Here is a 16,132-nt window from a genome sequence, read left to right on the forward strand (position 1 = left end):
GGTCATAGCCTTTGGTGTGTAGCCACCATCTTCAGGTAGCTGTCGAGCATGGCTTCGGCGTCGTCGCGGACCGATTTCACGCGACCGGTTTTTGTCATCAGGAGCAATCCGAAGACCCAGGTGGCATGGACCACCGCGAGGTGGTGTGCAGTCTGCTCGGTTGCCAGTCCGTCGGTGATCAGACCATTCGCGATCAACGTCATCACTTGGTCGAACAGGGTGTTCAGTTCCTCGTCGAGCTTCTTGTTGAGGCCTGCAGGGCGGACTCCGCCGTACAGGTAGAAGCCGAGTTCGAAGTCGGCGGGATGGGTGTCGTAGAAGGACCACAAGCCGTGCAGTGCCGCGGCCGATGCCGGCCTGTCGGGTGAGGTTTCGACGGTGGTGGCCACTTCGGACTGCAGGGCGTGCAGGGAGTCTCGCAGCACTTCGGCGTAGAGCTCTTCCTTGGTGTCGAAGTAGGTGTAGATGGCTCCCGTTGTGTAGCCCGCGGCCTGGGCGATCTCGCGCATCGAGGCGGCGTCGATGCCGCGTTCGGCGAAGATGCGCTTCGCGGCATCGCGTATCAGTCCTTTCTTGAACTCCCGCACGGCACCGCGCCGTGACCCGGATTCGCGGACCGTGTTCTGAGCATTGATCGACATGTCATTTTCCATAACAGCGTTCAGTTTCCTTAACTGTAGTTCTCTTCTGTGAGGGGCGTCAACGGTTCCAGCTTGCCGGACCCACTGTCGGGGTTGTTCTGAGTGGTACCGGCATCAGGCCTGCGTCCCAGCCGTCGCCGATACCGAGCGACCGAGCGCGTGGATCCGGCGTCTGAACGAGACCCGGTGTACTCGGTCGGCCGAGGTGAGGACGGCCCCACAGTCGACAAGCTCGTGCACCGTCGACCACTCGCGCTCTGCGTCCACACGGATGCACCCACCATCGATGGTTCACATGATGCTCATGGCAACCTCAGCGATGCCCGACGGCATGCTGAACAGGCGATTTTCTCGCTGCCCGCCGCAGTAGCAGGACATGCTGCAGGCGCTGGTGACCGACGGCGTCATGGCACGGCCCGACGCTGCGGGCTGCACACTCCGATCCGGTCGTCGGAGATGCACCAGCGCCTGCTCGCGGCTTCCGGATCCGAGTCCACCTGCTCGGCGCCAAGCCCCGGTGTGTAGGCGGCTCGAACTTTCCCGTTGATGTGACCCTCAGCTGGGTGCACGGTGCGGTCCGGTCGGCAACGGGGTGGCTCGGCAGCCGTCTGTGCCGTCTCCTTCCGGGCGATCCTCGGTCGTTCTGTGTCGTCACTCTGTTCGACCTGAGGGAGGGAAGGGTGGTGTGGTCGAAGGGGTGGTCCGGTTCGGTCAGCTGGTGACCGAACCGGGTGATCGATTCCGGTAGGACTCCGACGTCGGTGACAGCCGGCACCACGTTCTGGCGGTGGACGAGATCGCCGTCGAGCCACCGACTACAGTGCGCTGCACTGCTGCTCGCAGCGCCTGTCCACCGAACGCCCGCAGCGACATCTGCGGATATATGCCGGCAGCTGTCAGCATCGGTACGCAGCGGAGACGACGCGAGGTCGGCTCCATAGCCGTTCGATACCACCGAGACCACGGTTGCGATCACAGCGGCGACGGTGGCCCCGGTCCCCGTGCTCGACGCACGTGCGATGTTCCCCCTCGGCTCGAGTACCGCGGCGACCGCGCGCTGACACCTGTCGGAACGGGTGCTACTCATCCGGTGGTCAGCACTTCACCGATCGGATCGGCTTCACCGATGGAGGGCCGGCTCGGCGAATCGCAAGGCTCTTGACCCAGCCGGGGGACTGGTTGCGTCCCGGCACGCGAACACTCGGTGTGGCTGATGTACGGACAGGACGATGGACACCTAGCGTGCTCGTCCGGCGATCCGGTCACCGGCCGGGAGTGTTGCGGCGGCACACCGGGTCCCGATTCTCGGTCGGCAGGCGCGAATTCGACCGACCGGTCCAGGGGTCACGCTGGCCGTCGTCGCCGGTGGGTCCTGCCGAGCACTGGCATCGCGGCCCGGATGCATCTGGGCAGGTGCATACCGCTCGCGGACACCAGGCCGGAATGGTCCTGGAGGTCACCAGCGGTGCCCCCGGACAATCCCCGAGCGATCGAATTGCGGAAGGAAGCCAACCTGCCGGCTTCGGCTTCATCGGAAGTGACGGACCGAACGGTGTGCAAGCGAACAAGGGCAGGCCGGATACCGGGCTCTTTCTACGAAGCCTCCGTCGGTGGTGCTGATGCAGAAGCCGCCCACTCTCGGGCAGTGATGCCGTAGGCGTCTTTGAACGCGCGTGAAAACGTTGAGGGATCGAGGAACCCCCATTTTCTCGCCAACGCGCTGATCGTATATCGCCGACTCGTTGGGTCTGCCAGCTCAGTCTTGATGCGCTCGAGTCGGAGGGTACGGATGTGTTCGGCCACGCCCTGTCCCGTGGCCGAGAACAGTCGGTGGAGGGTCCGCACAGAGACGTTGTGCTCCGCCGCGATCTGTGAGGCACACAGGTTCGGGTCGGCCAGGTTCTGTCGGATATACGCAAGCACGCACTCGAGTAGGCCGTCGGAGGCGGCGGCTTGATCGGCAAGCTCGGTCCGTATCGCCGCTGACAAAAGATCGACAGCACTGTTGTGGAGTGAAGCTACCTCCGCCAAGTCTCCTGCATCGGTCGCATCGTTGATGCTTGTCATGAAGGATGAAACCACTCGTCCGATACCGCGATCGCCCCCGACATTCACCGCGGTCATCCTGCCGATGAAATCTTCGGTGAAGCCGAAAGAGTATCGCGGGAACTGGAATACGCTCATTCTCCAGTCTGTCGGGAACAGGATGTCGTAGGGATGGCGAGTGTCCCAGAAAACCAGTCCACCGCGACCGACTCGTGCAGTTCTGCCGTGCTGCTGCACGAGTGCATGGCCGGCGGACTGCACCCCAACCATGAGGTACTCACGCTCGTCCTGGCTGATCAAGCGACGAGTGCGGGTGATCTGCTGGGGCAGTGACGAGGACGTCGCGATACGTACCGTGCCCAAGTTGCCCGTCGAGACCGTACCGATGAAGGGTTGCTCGCTCGTGAGGGTGATGTTGAGCGGGACATAGCTGCGGCAGATGACATCGTGCCAGAGCGCGACGCGATCGGGTGCCGAGACCTGGTCAGAGGAGAAGAAAGTGTTCATCGACCTACCTGGTGCTAACCCCGTTCATTGTTCTTTTCAGGGTAGCCGTAATCGTGATGCCGGGCTCGGTCTCGATGTCGGCTCTCTGCGGTGCGGCGAGAAGGTCATCGCGACATAGGGTGGTGGGCGCCTTCAGCTCAGGGACTCTGGATGTCGATACAGGCCACGACGACCTCGATTACCCCATGTCGAGAAGGCGTGACCGGGGATACGTGGGGTGGACCTATCGGGGGTTACGGGCGGGCTGACTCGCTGCGATCGACGATGCGTTGTACTCGGTGATCCTCCGATTCCCCTGTCTCGCCCCTTCACGCACCCGTGGCGCTTCGGAGGCGCCACGGGTGCGCCCGAGTCAGAGGGTGGCTGTCGCCCGGTCCGTCTCGTCGGAATGTGTGGAGGGCAATGCGCGCTGTTCGTCCGCTCCGTTGAGCTCACGGACGCCGTCGAGTGCCCCGAACTGCGGCACGAACGTGTGCGTGGCATGGATGGTGGAAAGTGGGGTGTTGACGGGCGTGGTGCGGCGCTGATTGAAGTTCAGCGACAGCACATCCGGCCGTGAGTAGTGGCCCACGGGGTCAGCGGCCTGCTTCGCCAAGGTGATCGCAGACAGATCGATGTCGGCGTAGAGGATCCCCTCCTCATCTTCGGCGAGAGGAGTTGCGAGATCGCGGCCGTCGGGCCCGATGATGCGCGCGAAACCTCCGCCTCGGCCGATCAACTTTCGCTGTTCCTCGTTCTCGCAGAAGAACTCGTGGGCCTCCGGTGTGACCACCTGGGTGGTGCAGACCACGAAGGTTTGTCCCTCGAGTGCGTACATACGCGTGGCCGTGAGCTGGGCATCGACACCGAAGGCGGGGACCTCCGGCTGGTACAGCGACATGCCAGGCCAGCTCGCGACGTGGACCTGCTCGTGCATCGAGTACATTGCGTACTTGGTGAGCGTCTGGAAATGCTCCCAGCAGTTGAGCGCGCCAAGCCGTGCGAAAGGCATGTCGTACACGGAGATATCCGAGCCGTTTCCTTCTCCGTATACCGAACGCTCGACGTGGGTGGGCTTGAGCTTGCGGCGTCGGGCGACCAGTTGCCCCTCGGCGTCGATGATGAGCTGGGTCATGTACAAGCTGCCGCCATCCCGCTCGCTGATTCCCACCACTACGGCGATGTCGTGGTCGCGGGCGGCATCGCGCAACCGCTGTACGTGCGGGCTGTCCATCGTCAGGGAATTCTCGTGGTAGCGCACGGCGAACTTCGCCATTCCGGCGAGCGGGCTGTCGACCCAGATGTGGTACGGGTACCCCGGGATGAATACCTCGGGAAACGCAACGAGCTCGCACCCGTTCCGGGCTGCTTCCGCGATGATGGACACGGTCTTGTCGACCGTTTTGGCCGCGTCGAACCACACAGGCTGTGCCTGCACCGCAGCAACTTTGAATGTGTTTGTGTATTCGACCATGTCCGTACCTCCGTTGCTTGTGTTTGGCAGGACAGTACGAGGTGAAAAGGCGCGTGAATTGACGTGGAATGACACGGGTCCTGGCATTCTGCGCCACCCGTGTAGGGGAGTTCATCGAGCGGTTCGGCCGGGGGGTCCGAGGCGGCTCTTCGCCGTTTCGATTCGTCGAAGGACTGGCCGGGCACGTTGAAGGATGTTGAAGCGGTGGTGGTCGGTGTCCTTCTGCGGAACGGCGGATAGGTCGAGGTCTACGTCGGCTGTGCGTCCCCGTTTCTGGTTCGATCGTCGAGTAGCGGGGGGATCGATGGGTTTGTGGTAGTCGTTCGGCAGGAATGTGTCCACGCCGCAATTGCGTGCTCTCTGTGAGAGTAAGGGCGTGATTGCACTCCGCGAAGTCGGTGGTAGCATGCTGTTGATGCACCACATTACTTGTTGGACAGCGACTTCCGAGACGGTCAGGTCATGTGGTCGACTGTAGGCGATGTAGGTGCTTTGCAAAAGTAATAATTCGATTCGGGGTGGAAGTTCGGGTTCCGCTGCTCCCGCGTGTCTGAGGGTGTGGATGAGCCTTCGGCGCTGGGGTTCTCGGCCAACGGGATCTCGGTATCTAGCGGTGCGGCCTTGGGTGCACCCGTGAATTCTGATCGTGGCAATGCGTCCCTGCCGACGGTTCGAGGTGATCTCTGGTTTACCGCGGTAAACCGCAGTGGGGTTCATGGCGGTCCTCAGTAGCGCGATGGGTTGCCAAGTCGTGTGACTTGGTCACCGGTTCGCTGTCACAGTGACGAAAGTGATGCGCGGTTCAAGGTAGCGCGATCAGCGCTCGACCGTCAGGGCTTGCCCGCATCATCTCGTCAATCTGCATTCTTGAACCCCGGCACGCCACCGATCGGGCCGAGTTCGGCGCGGTATAGGGAACCCGTAAGTTTGCGGAGCCGTGTGGGACCGTTTCCGCATCGACAGTGTCAGGGAGATAGCAGGATTGAGATAGTTACCATGTATTCACTTGGTGCAGAATGTCTTTGAAGAGAAGGTGTTCGGTGGCGCTGGAGGTGGCGTCGACTCGGTCGGCGCTCTCACGTGAGGGTGAGAACGCAAGGCATCTGAGATGATTCGGCGAAAGCTTGTTCGGTAGACCTGTAAGGGTCTATCGTACGTGTTGCGCGTCTCGCGGAGATTACCGTGGTGCAGGCGCAATCATCATCTCCGTCAAGAGATGACGACGCGAGTCCGAAGTAGCCCCACCCTGGGGTGAAGCATACGGAGGTAACCTGTGGCTGTTCATGTCATGCTCAACCAAAAAGGTGGTGTCGGAAAATCGACGCTCACTATGAACCTTGCCGCTGTCAAAGCGGATGTCCTCACCGCCGTGACCGCCGGCGCCGATGACGATGTTCAGTCCCCGGTCGCCGCGATCTCGGTCGACCCGCAGGGCTCCGCAGTCTGGTGGGCTTCGCGGGTCGAGGAGTTGCCGTTTCTGATCGATCAGGTCCACGACAACCTCGACGTGCTCCGTAATCTCGACAAGTTGCCCGGCATCAAGCACGTTTATGTCGACACCCCGGGCTGGATCGACCTGTCCGGTGCCGACGACGGCACCGATGTGCTCGGCACCGGCAGTTCCGCCGACGCCCTGCGCGCCGTGCTCGAGGTCGCTGATCTGGTCATCGTTCCGATCGAACCCGAACCGCTGTGTTTCGATCCCACCGCGCGCACCATCAAGCAGGTCATCGAACCTCTCGGCAAGAAATTCATTGTTGTGGTGAACAATTGGGATCCCCGCGACGGCAAGGTCGACCTCGAGCAGACGCGCGAGTTCGTCCAGGCCAACGGCTGGCCGCTGGCGCGAACGGTGGTGCGGCACTACAAGGTCCACACCCGCGCCGCCGCCGAAGGCCGTGTCGTTACCGAGTACGAAGCCAACCGCGTCTCGTTGCAGGCACGGGAGGATTTCTACAAGCTCAGCCTCGAGCTCGCGGATGGTGGTCGCTGATGCCGCCCAAGGGTGGGCGCGCGAACTTCGCCTCCCTCGTCGGAGCAGTCGGCGACAATTCTCCGGTCGACCGCAAGCGCACCCCCGCACCCACGAAGACGAAGACGACGATCGAGCCGCTCGAAGGTCAACTGCTCGCCGATGTTCCGGTCGATCAGCTCATCGCCAACCCGCGCAACCCGCGTGACGAGCTCGGGGATCTGTCGGATCTGGCGACCATTACCGACCGGCAGCTGCAACCGGGCACCGTGGTCAGCCGCACGGCGTGGTTGAAACTGTGGCCCGAGGATGAAGACGATCTCGGTGCAGCGCAGTACATCGTCGTCAACGGCAACCGCCGGCTCGCTGCGGCCCAGAAGTACGGCCGCCCCGGCCTCGATGTGGTGCTGCGCGACAGCATCGCCGTCGACAAGGGCGAAATCCTGTGGGCGGCAACGAGTGAGAACATCGACCGCCGCGATTTCGACGTCCTCGAAGAAGCCAAGGCCGTGGAGTTGATGGTCTCCGAGTTCGGTAGTGCGGATGCGGCGGCGAAGAAGCTCGGCCGCTCCAAAGGCTGGGTGTCCCAGCGTCGTGCTCTGCTCAAACTCGCCCCCGAGTTGCAAGCAGCCCTGCGGGCAGGTGATCTCGCTGTGCGGCAAGCCCGTTCGCTGGCGCGGGTTCCGCTCGAGGACCAGGTCGCGGCGTGGGAAGCAGCCCAGAACCCTGAGCCGGCACCTGAAGCCGACGCAGAGACTGCCGAGCCTGAGGCGCCGCAGCCGAAAGAACCTGCGAGCAAGCTCGAGCCGGTGGACAAGGTGGCTCAGGCGCTCAAGCGTCTGGGGGCGGATCCGGATGTGCTGGCCGCGGCGGTGCGGAAGCACTTCACCGATGACGAGCGTCGCAAGCTCATCGATGCACTCGAGCTCCGGTAACGGCGATCCAAAGCCGATAGCGTTGCTTCACAGTGGTTTCCACTGCTCAGCCTTGCGTAGTGATGTACTTGGAATATGGGCCCGGCTTGGGAAGAGTGACTAGTGGGCCTGTAGTAGTGCATTGCTTGATAACCGCGGCGGTGCGGTTATGGTCGCGCTCAGTTGGACTTGTCGAAGACGACAGACCTTTTCTGGGGGTGCAGCTGCCGGTCACTTCATGTGGTTCGAGGATCGGGTGAAGGCTGTCGTGATTCCGAATCCTGCTATCCACTCAGGTATTTCGCGGTAGAAGCTTGAGGTGACCTGGTAGGGGCCGTTTGCGTGGAGCGCGGCGTAGGCGGCGATCCAGGTGCGCACCTCATGGGACGAGTGGCCGGCCTGCTCGACGAACCAGTCATTGGTCCACGTGTCTATTTGTTCAAGTTCGCCGGATGCCAGAATTTCGAGAAGATGCTGGTCCCAGTGGGGGTTCAACGGCTGAATGGTGGCGGTACCGGCAGCGAAATCTCGCCCGGCGGCGATGACGCGTCGTTCGCGGACTTCGCGTTCGGCGTCGCTCGGATTGCGGCCGTCGATCAACCGTTCGCGCACCTGCTCAGGCGAGGTGGTGAACTGCGGAATCGGTGGGTCGTGGGAGAGTCCTCCGGATCCGACGAACAGGACGCGTCTGCCCAGTTTGTTGGCTGCTCGTCCGACAGCTTCGCCGAGCAGCCGAACTCGGCTGATGGGGCCGAGGGGTTCGGCGACGGAGTTGATGAAGATCGGCACAGTCGGTACTGCGGTGATCGATCCGACGAGTAGTTGTAGTGCCTGGGCGAAACCGTGGTCGACGTGCATGCGTTCGGAGAACGCCGCGTCGATGCCGCTGTCGAGTACTTCGCGCGTAATAGTGTGAGCGGCGTCGCGGTCGACGTCGAGGGGGCCAGCTTCGGTGCCGTAGTCGCCGACGGACTGCGCAGCGGCTCCGATGCAGAACGGTGGCAACAGGTCGTAGAAGACCCCGTTGTAGTGGTCGGGGGCGAAGATGACGATCAGATCTGGGGCGAAATCGGCGATGAACCGGCGCGCGTGGTCGAAGGCGGCGTCGACGGCGTCGATGACTTCTTGATCGGGGTCGTTGCGTCCCATCAGGGGGGAGTGCGACATCGCGCACAGCGCCACAGGCATCGCGGAGTCTCCTTGCTGGTACTTCACGGCCTCTGCCCGGATGGTTCGAGCGAGAGCGGATGAGGTTCGTCGGATGGGTGGGTCCTGCCGGTGCCGCCAGGGGGTTCAGGGGAGGGCGGCACCGACTGCATCTGTCAACTGCGATCGAGGAGAAAATCCAGGTGCAGTTTGTTGAAGGTGTCGGGGTCTTCGTACTGGGGCCAGTGTCCGCAGTTCTCCATGACCGCTAGCTTGGCGCCGGGGATGTGGGAGGCGATGCGCTCTGCTTCGTCGACCGGACCGGAGGGATCTTTGGTGGTCCACAGAACCATCGTTGGCACGGTGATGCCGTGGAGGGTGGCATCGGTGATCATGTTCCGTTTGCGGGTTTCGAGGTCCTGCAAGGCCATGTTCATTTCGCATGCCTTGAGCCAGTCCGGTTGTTGGAAGATGGCCTGGCGGGTGCGGATGAGGTCGTCGGTGACCATGTTCGGGTCGGCCATGAGCCATTCGAGGCGTGCTTTGACGCGTTCCCAGCTCGGGTCTTTGGCGGCTTCCATCGACAGGGTGTAGAGCCGTTCCATTACCTGTGGGTTGGCCATGGTGCCGCCCATGGTGTTGAGCACGATCCTCTCGACTTTGTCCGGGTGGTCGTGAGCGAACTGGGCGGTGACCCATCCGCCCAGTGACTCGCCTGAGAAGGATGCCTTCTCGACGCCGATGGCATCCATGAGGTGCAGCACGTGGTCGATGTAGTGCTTGATCTCGAGCGGGTGATCGGGTTTGGCGGAGTAGCCATGGCCGATGAAGTCGATGGCCCAGACATTGAAATGCTCGGAGTGTGAACGCAGATTGCGGACATATGCTTCGGCGTGGCCGGTGATGCCGTGTAGGAAAATGAGTGTGGGCTTGGAGTCGTCCCCGGCGTGCAGATAGCGGGTGCGGTATGGGCCGGCCTGGATGAACCCCTGGCTGAACTCGACCTGGTTCAGATCGTCCCAGACGCTGGTGTACGGGCGGGTCATGCGTGTGCTCCCTCGATTGGTGTGATGCTGGCTGTGGAGGCTGGTGTTGCGTCGTCGGCGGTGACGTGCGGGACGACGATCGGTACGGCGTGGGTGCTGTACTGGGGCGTACCGCCGTTCCTGGCGCTTGGGGTCTCGTGCGGGGCGCGGTCGAGGACGATGGTGAGCGCGTTCTCGAGGTGGGTGAGTGCTTCGCTGTCGTCCCATACCGGAGCGCTGTACCGCCAGGCGACGTAGCCGTCGGGGCGCACGAGAAGAGCCCCGGCCTCATGGATTTCACGGATCTGCCGCCAGTACCCGTACGAGTCGTTGATGCCCGCTTCACCGATGACTATGGTGCGCAAGAACGGTAGGTCCAATGTGGCAGCGGCACGTTTCCATGCCTGGCCGCCGATGCCGGTGAGCAGGGTCATCTGTCCCTTGCCGGTGACGTCGAGGGTCGAGACCCGGGTACCGTCCGGGCCGACCAACCAGGCGTGTGGCAGCTTGGCGCCAGGACGAGTGGTGGCCTGCAGGTACAGTTCCCGGTCGCGTCCCCATACCTCCTCACCGGCTTCAAGGTCGGGGACCACCGCAGACGAGGCGTAACGCTGGTTGAGTTCGACGCCGTGGGCATTGAACTCGGTGTTCTTGACCTCGAGTGCCTCGTACAGGCGCTCGCGCAGGGCCGCGCCTTCGGGGGAGGGGGCTTTGAGCGTGATCAGGCCGGCGGTGACCGGGTCGTCGCTGGTGGGATCGAACCACTCGCGCAGACCGGCGTAGTCCTTGCGGGACTGGTTGGCGCGCGCGACGATCTGCCTGCCGACCGGGACCCGCTCGGGGGAGTAGGACTCGAGCAGTCCCGGTCCCGCGTATCCCTTGACGGCGTAGGCGATCTTCCAGGCAAGGTTGAATGCGTCCTGCATGGAGGTGTTCGAGCCCAGGCCGCTGCTCGGCGGATGCCGATGTACGGCGTCGCCGCCACAGAACACCCGGCCGGATTGATAATGCTCGGCCCACTGCTGATTGACGTACCAGAACGAGCGCGACACGATGTCGATGGTCAGCTCAGGGTCGCCGACAAGGGTACGGATCTGTTCGAGCACAACGTCATCGGATATGTCGGGTTCGCCCTGGGACATGTCGAAGCCCCATCCGGCGATCCACTGGCCCCAAGGTCTGATCGCCCGCAGCAGACCCATGCCGATCTCACCGAAACCGGCCTTGGAGTTGAAGATCCAATGCAGAATGCTTGGCCGGTGAGCGACGTACTTGCTCAGATCCGCGTTGAACAGGATGTAGGCGGTGCCGGCACGGGCGAGCTCGCCTTCGAAGGGCAGTCCGATCTGTTCGGCGATCTTCGAGCGGGCACCGTCGAAGCCGAGCAGGAAGCGCGCTCGCTGGGTGAACTCGGTGCCCGAGCGCACATCCCGGAATCTCACCGTGACACCGTCCTCGTCCTGGCTGTGATCGAGGTATTCGGTGTTGAAACTGATCAACGCACCGCGTTCGGCCGCGTTCTTGATCAGTACCGGTTCCATCAGGGGCTGAGGGATGTCGAGCATCGCGCACGGGCTGCCGGCGAGATAGTCGCCGTACCGGGCGCCGGTGCCCCATGTTTGCATCCGGACGATTTCTTCACCGGCCAGACTGGTGGTGAACAGGGTGTCGCCCATCTGGTCCCACGGGGTGGCGTATGTGCGGGCTTCGTCTTCGACGCCCAGGTCGCGGAGTACTTCGACGGCGCGTTGGTTGGTGATGTGCGCGCGGGGTGAGTTTGCGACCCAGGGGAACATCGAGACGGCGTGGACGCGTACACCGTAGGTGGCCAGGGCGAGAGCGGCTGTGCCGCCGGCGGGACCGAGTCCGACGATGATGACATCGGTGTCGTACGTGGAGTCGTGGTCGTTCATGGTGGTCACTTCACTTGTCCAAGGTCCGCAGGGACTGTGCGGCGTCGATGGTGGGCGGAGCCGAAAAGGATGCGGTGGCAGTTGCATTCGGTGTCGAGGTGCGCTGGTCGGCAACCAGTTGGCGTGTCGCGCCCTTGCGTCCCCAGCCGCCGGGCAGCAGGATCACCGAGACCACCGAGATGGCCGAGACGATCAGTAGGTAGAGCACGATCGAGTTGCTGGTGTTGGTGGAGGCGTACAGGGCGGTCGCAATGGTCGGGGCGAACGCCGAGCCCGCGACCTGGGAGATCGTGTAGCCGATCGAGACGCCGCTGTAGCGCACATCCGCATCGAAGATCATGGTGAACAGCGATCCGGTTACTCCGGCGGCGGGGGCCATGGAGATGCCGAAGACCAGTACCTGCGCGGTCATGAAAAGCCAGGGGTTTCCGGTGTCGATCAGTGCGAAGGCCGGGCCGATCGCCACCCCCATGGTGACGGCGCCGAGCAGGTACATGGTCTTGCGGCCGAAGGTGTCCGACAGGGCGCCGAAGACGGGATAGAGGAGGACGGCGACGAGGCCGGCGACGAACACGCCGGCCAGGGCGAAGGTGCGGCTGATTCCGGCGACGGTGGTGCCGTAGGAGACGAGATACGCCATGCAGATGTAGGCGAACACTCCCTGGGACAGGTAGGTGCCGGCAATGAGGAAGATTTCTTTCCAGTGCTTGCGGAATGCGACGGCGATCGGCATCCGCACTACAGCACTGTTGGCTTTGATCTCGGCGAAGTCGGGGCTTTCGGTCAGGGACAGGCGGATGAACAGGCCGATTACGATCAGGACCGCGCTGAACAGGAACGGTAGCCGCCAGCCCCAACTGAGGAACTGCTCGTCCGGGAGTTGAGAAGCGGCGAAGAACGCCAGGGTCGCAATGCTCGTCCCGGCGGGAGCACCCATCTGTGAGAAGGAGCCGAAGAATCCTTTCTTCGCGGTGGGGGCATGCTCGACGGCCATCAAGGTGGCGCCACCCCATTCACCGCCTACGGCGAAGCCTTGAACCAGGCGCAGCAAGGTGAGCAGGATCGGAGCGGCGATGCCGATCTGGGCGTAACCGGGTAGCAGTCCCATCAGTACTGTGGCGGCACCCATACCGACGAGAGAGATGACGAGCATCTGTTTGCGGCCGACCCGGTCACCGAAGTGGCCGAAGACGATGCCTCCGAGGGGTCGGGCGAGGAATCCGACGCCGAAAGTAGCGAAGGACAACAGGATTCCGATAGCAGGTGAAGCATCGGGGAAGAACAAGGTGGGGAAGACCAGTGCGGCCGCGGTGCCGTAGATGAAGAAGTCGTAGTACTCGACGGTGGTCCCTACGAAGCTGGCCAGGGCCACCCGCATCGGGGAGGTCTTCGTTGCGGAAGTCGGCGCGGTGGTCACGGTGTGGTTCCCCCGCTGCGAGGGGCGGGGCAGGCTGGCACTGCGAACAATGCTGGGTGCGAGGCGGTCATGGCCGCGCCTTTCGTCTGAGATTCGTCGGGATGTCGAAGAGGGCCGCCGCAGAAAGGGGCCGAGCAACTGGAATGCTAGACGTCTAGTTTCGAAGCTACTCCAGCGCGAATGGTGACGCAAGTCTCTGTCGGAGGAGGCTGGATCGCTCTGTGGCGATCAATGTGATGCGGCGCTGCCTGAAGATACAGCGCCGCAGGCGGGGCGGAAGCCTGTAGGCCTGTCTGGTCGCACAGAACCCGTTACAGGGAGCGGCTCACCATCAGCGCGATGGCTGAGCACTCGATTCGTCGCGAATGACCGCGATCGTGCCGACGATATGGCGCTCCATCGCCTCACGCGCCGCAGCGGCATCGCGATTTCGGATCGCCTCGGCGATCTCGTGATGGTCGTGCTGGCGGTCGGGTAACGCACTCGCGAGCGGGTTGGTGATGCCGGCGGTGTTGATCAGGAAATCCGACAGATCCCACATCCGCTGACTGGTCTCCTCCATGATCCGTGAATGCGCCATCGCATGGATGGCGGCATGGAATTCCCTGTTGTGAACTCGGTATCCGTGGGCGCGGACCTCGGGATCGTCGGAGGCGATCAAGGCATCGACGCGTGCAGAGATCAGATCCAGTTCCCGCACCTGCGCCTCGGTTCGCCGCGTGGCCGCCACCGCAGCAATGGCTCCTTCGAAACCACCGAACAGGGTGAAGAAGTCCTCGACCTCACGCGGGGTGTAGGAAACGACCTCGCATCCGACCTGAGGGACGATGTAGACCAGTTTGTCGCTCGAGAGGCGACGCAGGGCATCCATGACCGGCTGTTTGCTCACCCCGAATTCCTGCCGAATCGACTCGACGACGATCTTCTCGCCAGCTGTATAGCGGCCTTCGAGCAATCGGGTCTTCAAGATGTCGTAGAGCGCGGAGGACAGGCGTGCCCCGGAGGTGCGGACGTGCGCAAGGAGGGCGGCAGCCTCGGTGCTAGCCGTAGGGCCGGGATCGGTCGAGGTCATCGGCTCAGGCTTTCCGTCGGTTATCGGTGGTGCTGGGAGTTGAAGGCAGCGACTTGCATTCTAGTACTTGTGGTGTGAGTCACTGTGGGCTACCTTCATCTGGAACGCTAGCATTCCAGTTCGCGATCGGTAGGCAGCATCCCCAATCGCGGAATTCACTCCGGAGGCATGCACACCCGCAGTGAGGCCGTCGGACACATCCCCGCTACGACGGGTAGGACGAGCCAAGTGCACACCACCGGGCCCCGTGCAAGGAGAAAACTTATGGAATTCTGTATCGGCACCTGCGCCAAAATCGACCAGGTCGCGATGGTGAAGCAGGCCGAGGACCTCGGGGTCACTCACTTCGGTGTCGGCGAAGGCCCGTTGCTGTTCTCCGATCCGTACCAGTTCCTCGCACTGGCTTCGCAGCAGACCACCGGCATCCACCTGGGCACCATGGTCACCAACCCATTGACCCGCATCGCCCCGGTCACCGCGAACTCCATGGCCACTCTCAATGCCTTGGCGCCAGGCCGAACCTTCCTCGGTATCGGTACCGCCAACAACGCGCTGCGTTCCATGGGCAACCGCACCGCGAAGATCTCCGAACTGTCCCACGCCATCGAGGTCTCCCGTGAACTGATGGCAGGCCGCCGGGTCAACCACACCTGGCTCGGACAGTCCCGGGACGTGGAGTTTCTCGACAAGGAAAGTGGCTTCTACAACGTCACCGACCACATCCCGATCTGGGTTGCTGCCGGCGGGCCCCGCGGTCTTGCCGAAGCAGCCAAATACGCCGACGCCGTCGTCTACTGCCTCGGACCGAACATCGACATGATCCAGATGATTCGTAGGCTCCTGGACAAAGCCGTCGCCGATGCCGGACGAGCCCCAGGCTCTGTCAAGCTCGTCTCGTTGTCCTGGTTCTACCAACTCGGCAACGGAGAAACCTGGGAAGACGGCGTCACCAACGGCTTCGGATCCGGACCGATCAGCTCATGCATCACCAACGCCGGACTGATGGACCAACACCGCGACGAACTCGGCGACTCGATCGTCGACGCCTCACTCACCGCCGCCCAGCAATACCTCGGCGACCCGAAATCCGCGGACCAACCGCACTACCTCGACGTCTGGGCGAAGTACCTGCGCGGCCTCGACCCCCGGCACCGTCCGATCATCACCAAGGAACTCGTCGACTACTGGTGCCTGTATGGCTCTCCTGCCGAGCTACGAGAAAAAACAGCCCTGATGCGCGAGGCCGGCGTCGACATCCTTCAAGTCTTCCTGTCCAACCCACGCACAGCCGCCCGCGACATCGACAACATCGGGCATTCGATCCTCGCCCACGCCTGATCCTTCCCCGTTCTGCCCAGGAGATACTGATGGAACTCGACCCGCGTACCACTGCGCTCGTGGCTGTCCACTGTCAAGGCGACGTCGTCGAACCTACCGGCGCCTTCGCCGACTTCTTCTACCAGCAGGTGACCGAGCGCAAGGTCATCGACCGCATAGCCACGCTCATCACCGCCGCCCGTACCGCCCACACCACGATCGTCTACACCCGGGTCGCATGGAAGCCGGACTTGTCCGATCTCGACGCCAACTCGCCCCTACTCGGCATCGTCGCCCAATCCGGTTGCCTCAAGGAAGGCAGCGAACTCGCCGAGATCATCGAACCCCTCACGCCGCATGATGAGGACATCGTGCTCACTCACCAGCGCATCGGAGCCTTCGCCCGTACCGACCTCGACACCATCTTACGCAGCAAAGGCATCACCACCCTCCTCTTCGCCGGTGTGGCCACAAACGCCTCCGTCGAGGGAACAGCCAGGGTCGCAGGCGATCTCGGATACCGAGTGGTGATCGTCGAGGATGCATGCTCTGCGACCAATCTCGCAGCGCATCAAGCCAGCATCGACTCCCTCGCGCTACTGGCCGAGATCAGCACAGTTGACGAAGTCCGCGCTGCTTTGGCTACGACGATCACCGGCACCCCGGTCTGACCGCCGACACCCAGTTCTCGGGCACAGCGCGTCGATGC

General features: G+C 62.9%; 12 protein-coding genes. 4 read left to right on the plus strand and 8 right to left on the minus strand.

Annotated features, from left to right (window positions below; all coding sequences use genetic code 11):
- Window positions 1-2: 2 nt before the first annotated feature.
- The 3 genes from C6Y44_RS26185 to C6Y44_RS26195 all read right to left on the minus strand — a co-directional run bounded on the left by C6Y44_RS26185 (window position 3) and on the right by C6Y44_RS26195 (window position 4,647).
- Window positions 3-641 (minus strand): TetR/AcrR family transcriptional regulator, encoded by a 639-nt coding sequence (locus C6Y44_RS26185; RefSeq protein ID WP_006553302.1) that lies wholly within the window; start codon window positions 639-641, stop codon window positions 3-5.
- A gap of 1,593 nt (window positions 642-2,234) precedes the next feature.
- Window positions 2,235-3,194 carry an AraC-like ligand-binding domain-containing protein gene (locus C6Y44_RS26190; protein WP_006553303.1) on the minus strand — a complete coding sequence of 320 codons (960 nt, stop codon included), beginning with the start codon at window positions 3,192-3,194 and terminating at the stop codon, window positions 2,235-2,237.
- Window positions 3,195-3,546: 352 nt separating this feature from the next.
- The gene (locus C6Y44_RS26195; RefSeq protein ID WP_192379102.1) at window positions 3,547-4,647 is read right to left on the minus strand and encodes a carbon-nitrogen hydrolase family protein; all 1,101 of its coding nucleotides are present in this window, start codon (window positions 4,645-4,647) and stop codon (window positions 3,547-3,549) included.
- A 1,288-nt stretch (window positions 4,648-5,935) separates the two neighbouring features.
- On the opposite strand from C6Y44_RS26195, the gene C6Y44_RS26200 reads away from it, so the two are divergent.
- Together C6Y44_RS26200 and C6Y44_RS26205 are read left to right on the plus strand one after the other, a co-directional pair.
- Complete coding sequence (locus tag C6Y44_RS26200) at window positions 5,936-6,640, plus strand: ParA family protein (protein WP_085471009.1); 705 nt, start codon at window positions 5,936-5,938, stop codon at window positions 6,638-6,640.
- On the plus strand, window positions 6,640-7,554 hold the full coding sequence (locus C6Y44_RS26205; protein WP_192378922.1) for a ParB/RepB/Spo0J family partition protein: 915 nt from the start codon (window positions 6,640-6,642) through the stop codon (window positions 7,552-7,554). The genes C6Y44_RS26200 and C6Y44_RS26205 overlap by 1 nt, the downstream gene beginning before the upstream one ends.
- 210 nt (window positions 7,555-7,764) lie before the next feature.
- On the opposite strand, the gene C6Y44_RS26210 is transcribed toward C6Y44_RS26205, so the two are convergent.
- The 5 genes from C6Y44_RS26210 to C6Y44_RS26230 all read right to left on the minus strand — a co-directional run bounded on the left by C6Y44_RS26210 (window position 7,765) and on the right by C6Y44_RS26230 (window position 14,106).
- Window positions 7,765-8,721, minus strand: a complete 957-nt coding sequence (locus tag C6Y44_RS26210) for a 3-carboxyethylcatechol 2,3-dioxygenase (RefSeq protein WP_192378923.1) — start codon at window positions 8,719-8,721, stop codon at window positions 7,765-7,767.
- Between the two features lie 134 nt (window positions 8,722-8,855).
- Window positions 8,856-9,725 (minus strand): alpha/beta fold hydrolase, encoded by an 870-nt coding sequence (locus tag C6Y44_RS26215; protein WP_192378924.1) that lies wholly within the window; start codon window positions 9,723-9,725, stop codon window positions 8,856-8,858.
- Complete coding sequence (locus tag C6Y44_RS26220; protein ID WP_192378925.1) at window positions 9,722-11,626, minus strand: FAD-dependent monooxygenase; 1,905 nt, start codon at window positions 11,624-11,626, stop codon at window positions 9,722-9,724. Before C6Y44_RS26220 ends, C6Y44_RS26215 begins: the two co-directional genes overlap by 4 nt.
- A gap of 1 nt (window position 11,627) precedes the next feature.
- Window positions 11,628-12,995 (minus strand): MFS transporter, encoded by a 1,368-nt coding sequence (locus tag C6Y44_RS26225; RefSeq protein WP_192379104.1) that lies wholly within the window; start codon window positions 12,993-12,995, stop codon window positions 11,628-11,630.
- A gap of 370 nt (window positions 12,996-13,365) precedes the next feature.
- Window positions 13,366-14,106 carry a GntR family transcriptional regulator gene (locus C6Y44_RS26230; RefSeq protein ID WP_064060777.1) on the minus strand — a complete coding sequence of 247 codons (741 nt, stop codon included), beginning with the start codon at window positions 14,104-14,106 and terminating at the stop codon, window positions 13,366-13,368.
- Between the two features lie 264 nt (window positions 14,107-14,370).
- Between C6Y44_RS26230 and C6Y44_RS26235 the strand changes: the two genes are divergently transcribed.
- The gene (locus C6Y44_RS26235) at window positions 14,371-15,444 is read left to right on the plus strand and encodes an LLM class flavin-dependent oxidoreductase (protein WP_145709439.1); all 1,074 of its coding nucleotides are present in this window, start codon (window positions 14,371-14,373) and stop codon (window positions 15,442-15,444) included.
- A 29-nt stretch (window positions 15,445-15,473) separates the two neighbouring features.
- Window positions 15,474-16,094 carry a cysteine hydrolase family protein gene (locus tag C6Y44_RS26240; RefSeq protein ID WP_120285070.1) on the plus strand — a complete coding sequence of 207 codons (621 nt, stop codon included), beginning with the start codon at window positions 15,474-15,476 and terminating at the stop codon, window positions 16,092-16,094.
- Window positions 16,095-16,132: the final 38 nt, after the last annotated feature.

The sequence above is a fragment of the Rhodococcus rhodochrous genome, from assembly GCF_014854695.1.
Taxonomy (GTDB): Bacteria; Actinomycetota; Actinomycetes; order Mycobacteriales; family Mycobacteriaceae; genus Rhodococcus.

Coding starts and splice junctions, on each gene's coding strand:
- C6Y44_RS26230 (WP_064060777.1), bottom strand. CDS start 14,106: ATGACCTCGACCGATCCCGGCCCTACGGCTAGCACCGAGGCTGCCGCC.
- C6Y44_RS26215 (WP_192378924.1), bottom strand. CDS start 9,725: ATGACCCGCCCGTACACCAGCGTCTGGGACGATCTGAACCAGGTCGAG.
- C6Y44_RS26225 (WP_192379104.1), bottom strand. CDS start 12,995: ATGCGGGTGGCCCTGGCCAGCTTCGTAGGGACCACCGTCGAGTACTAC.
- C6Y44_RS26205 (WP_192378922.1), top strand. CDS start 6,640: ATGCCGCCCAAGGGTGGGCGCGCGAACTTCGCCTCCCTCGTCGGAGCA.
- C6Y44_RS26235 (WP_145709439.1), top strand. CDS start 14,371: ATGGAATTCTGTATCGGCACCTGCGCCAAAATCGACCAGGTCGCGATG.
- C6Y44_RS26195 (WP_192379102.1), bottom strand. CDS start 4,647: ATGGTCGAATACACAAACACATTCAAAGTTGCTGCGGTGCAGGCACAG.
- C6Y44_RS26185 (WP_006553302.1), bottom strand. CDS start 641: ATGTCGATCAATGCTCAGAACACGGTCCGCGAATCCGGGTCACGGCGC.
- C6Y44_RS26240 (WP_120285070.1), top strand. CDS start 15,474: ATGGAACTCGACCCGCGTACCACTGCGCTCGTGGCTGTCCACTGTCAA.
- C6Y44_RS26200 (WP_085471009.1), top strand. CDS start 5,936: ATGCTCAACCAAAAAGGTGGTGTCGGAAAATCGACGCTCACTATGAAC.
- C6Y44_RS26210 (WP_192378923.1), bottom strand. CDS start 8,721: ATGCCTGTGGCGCTGTGCGCGATGTCGCACTCCCCCCTGATGGGACGC.
- C6Y44_RS26190 (WP_006553303.1), bottom strand. CDS start 3,194: ATGAACACTTTCTTCTCCTCTGACCAGGTCTCGGCACCCGATCGCGTC.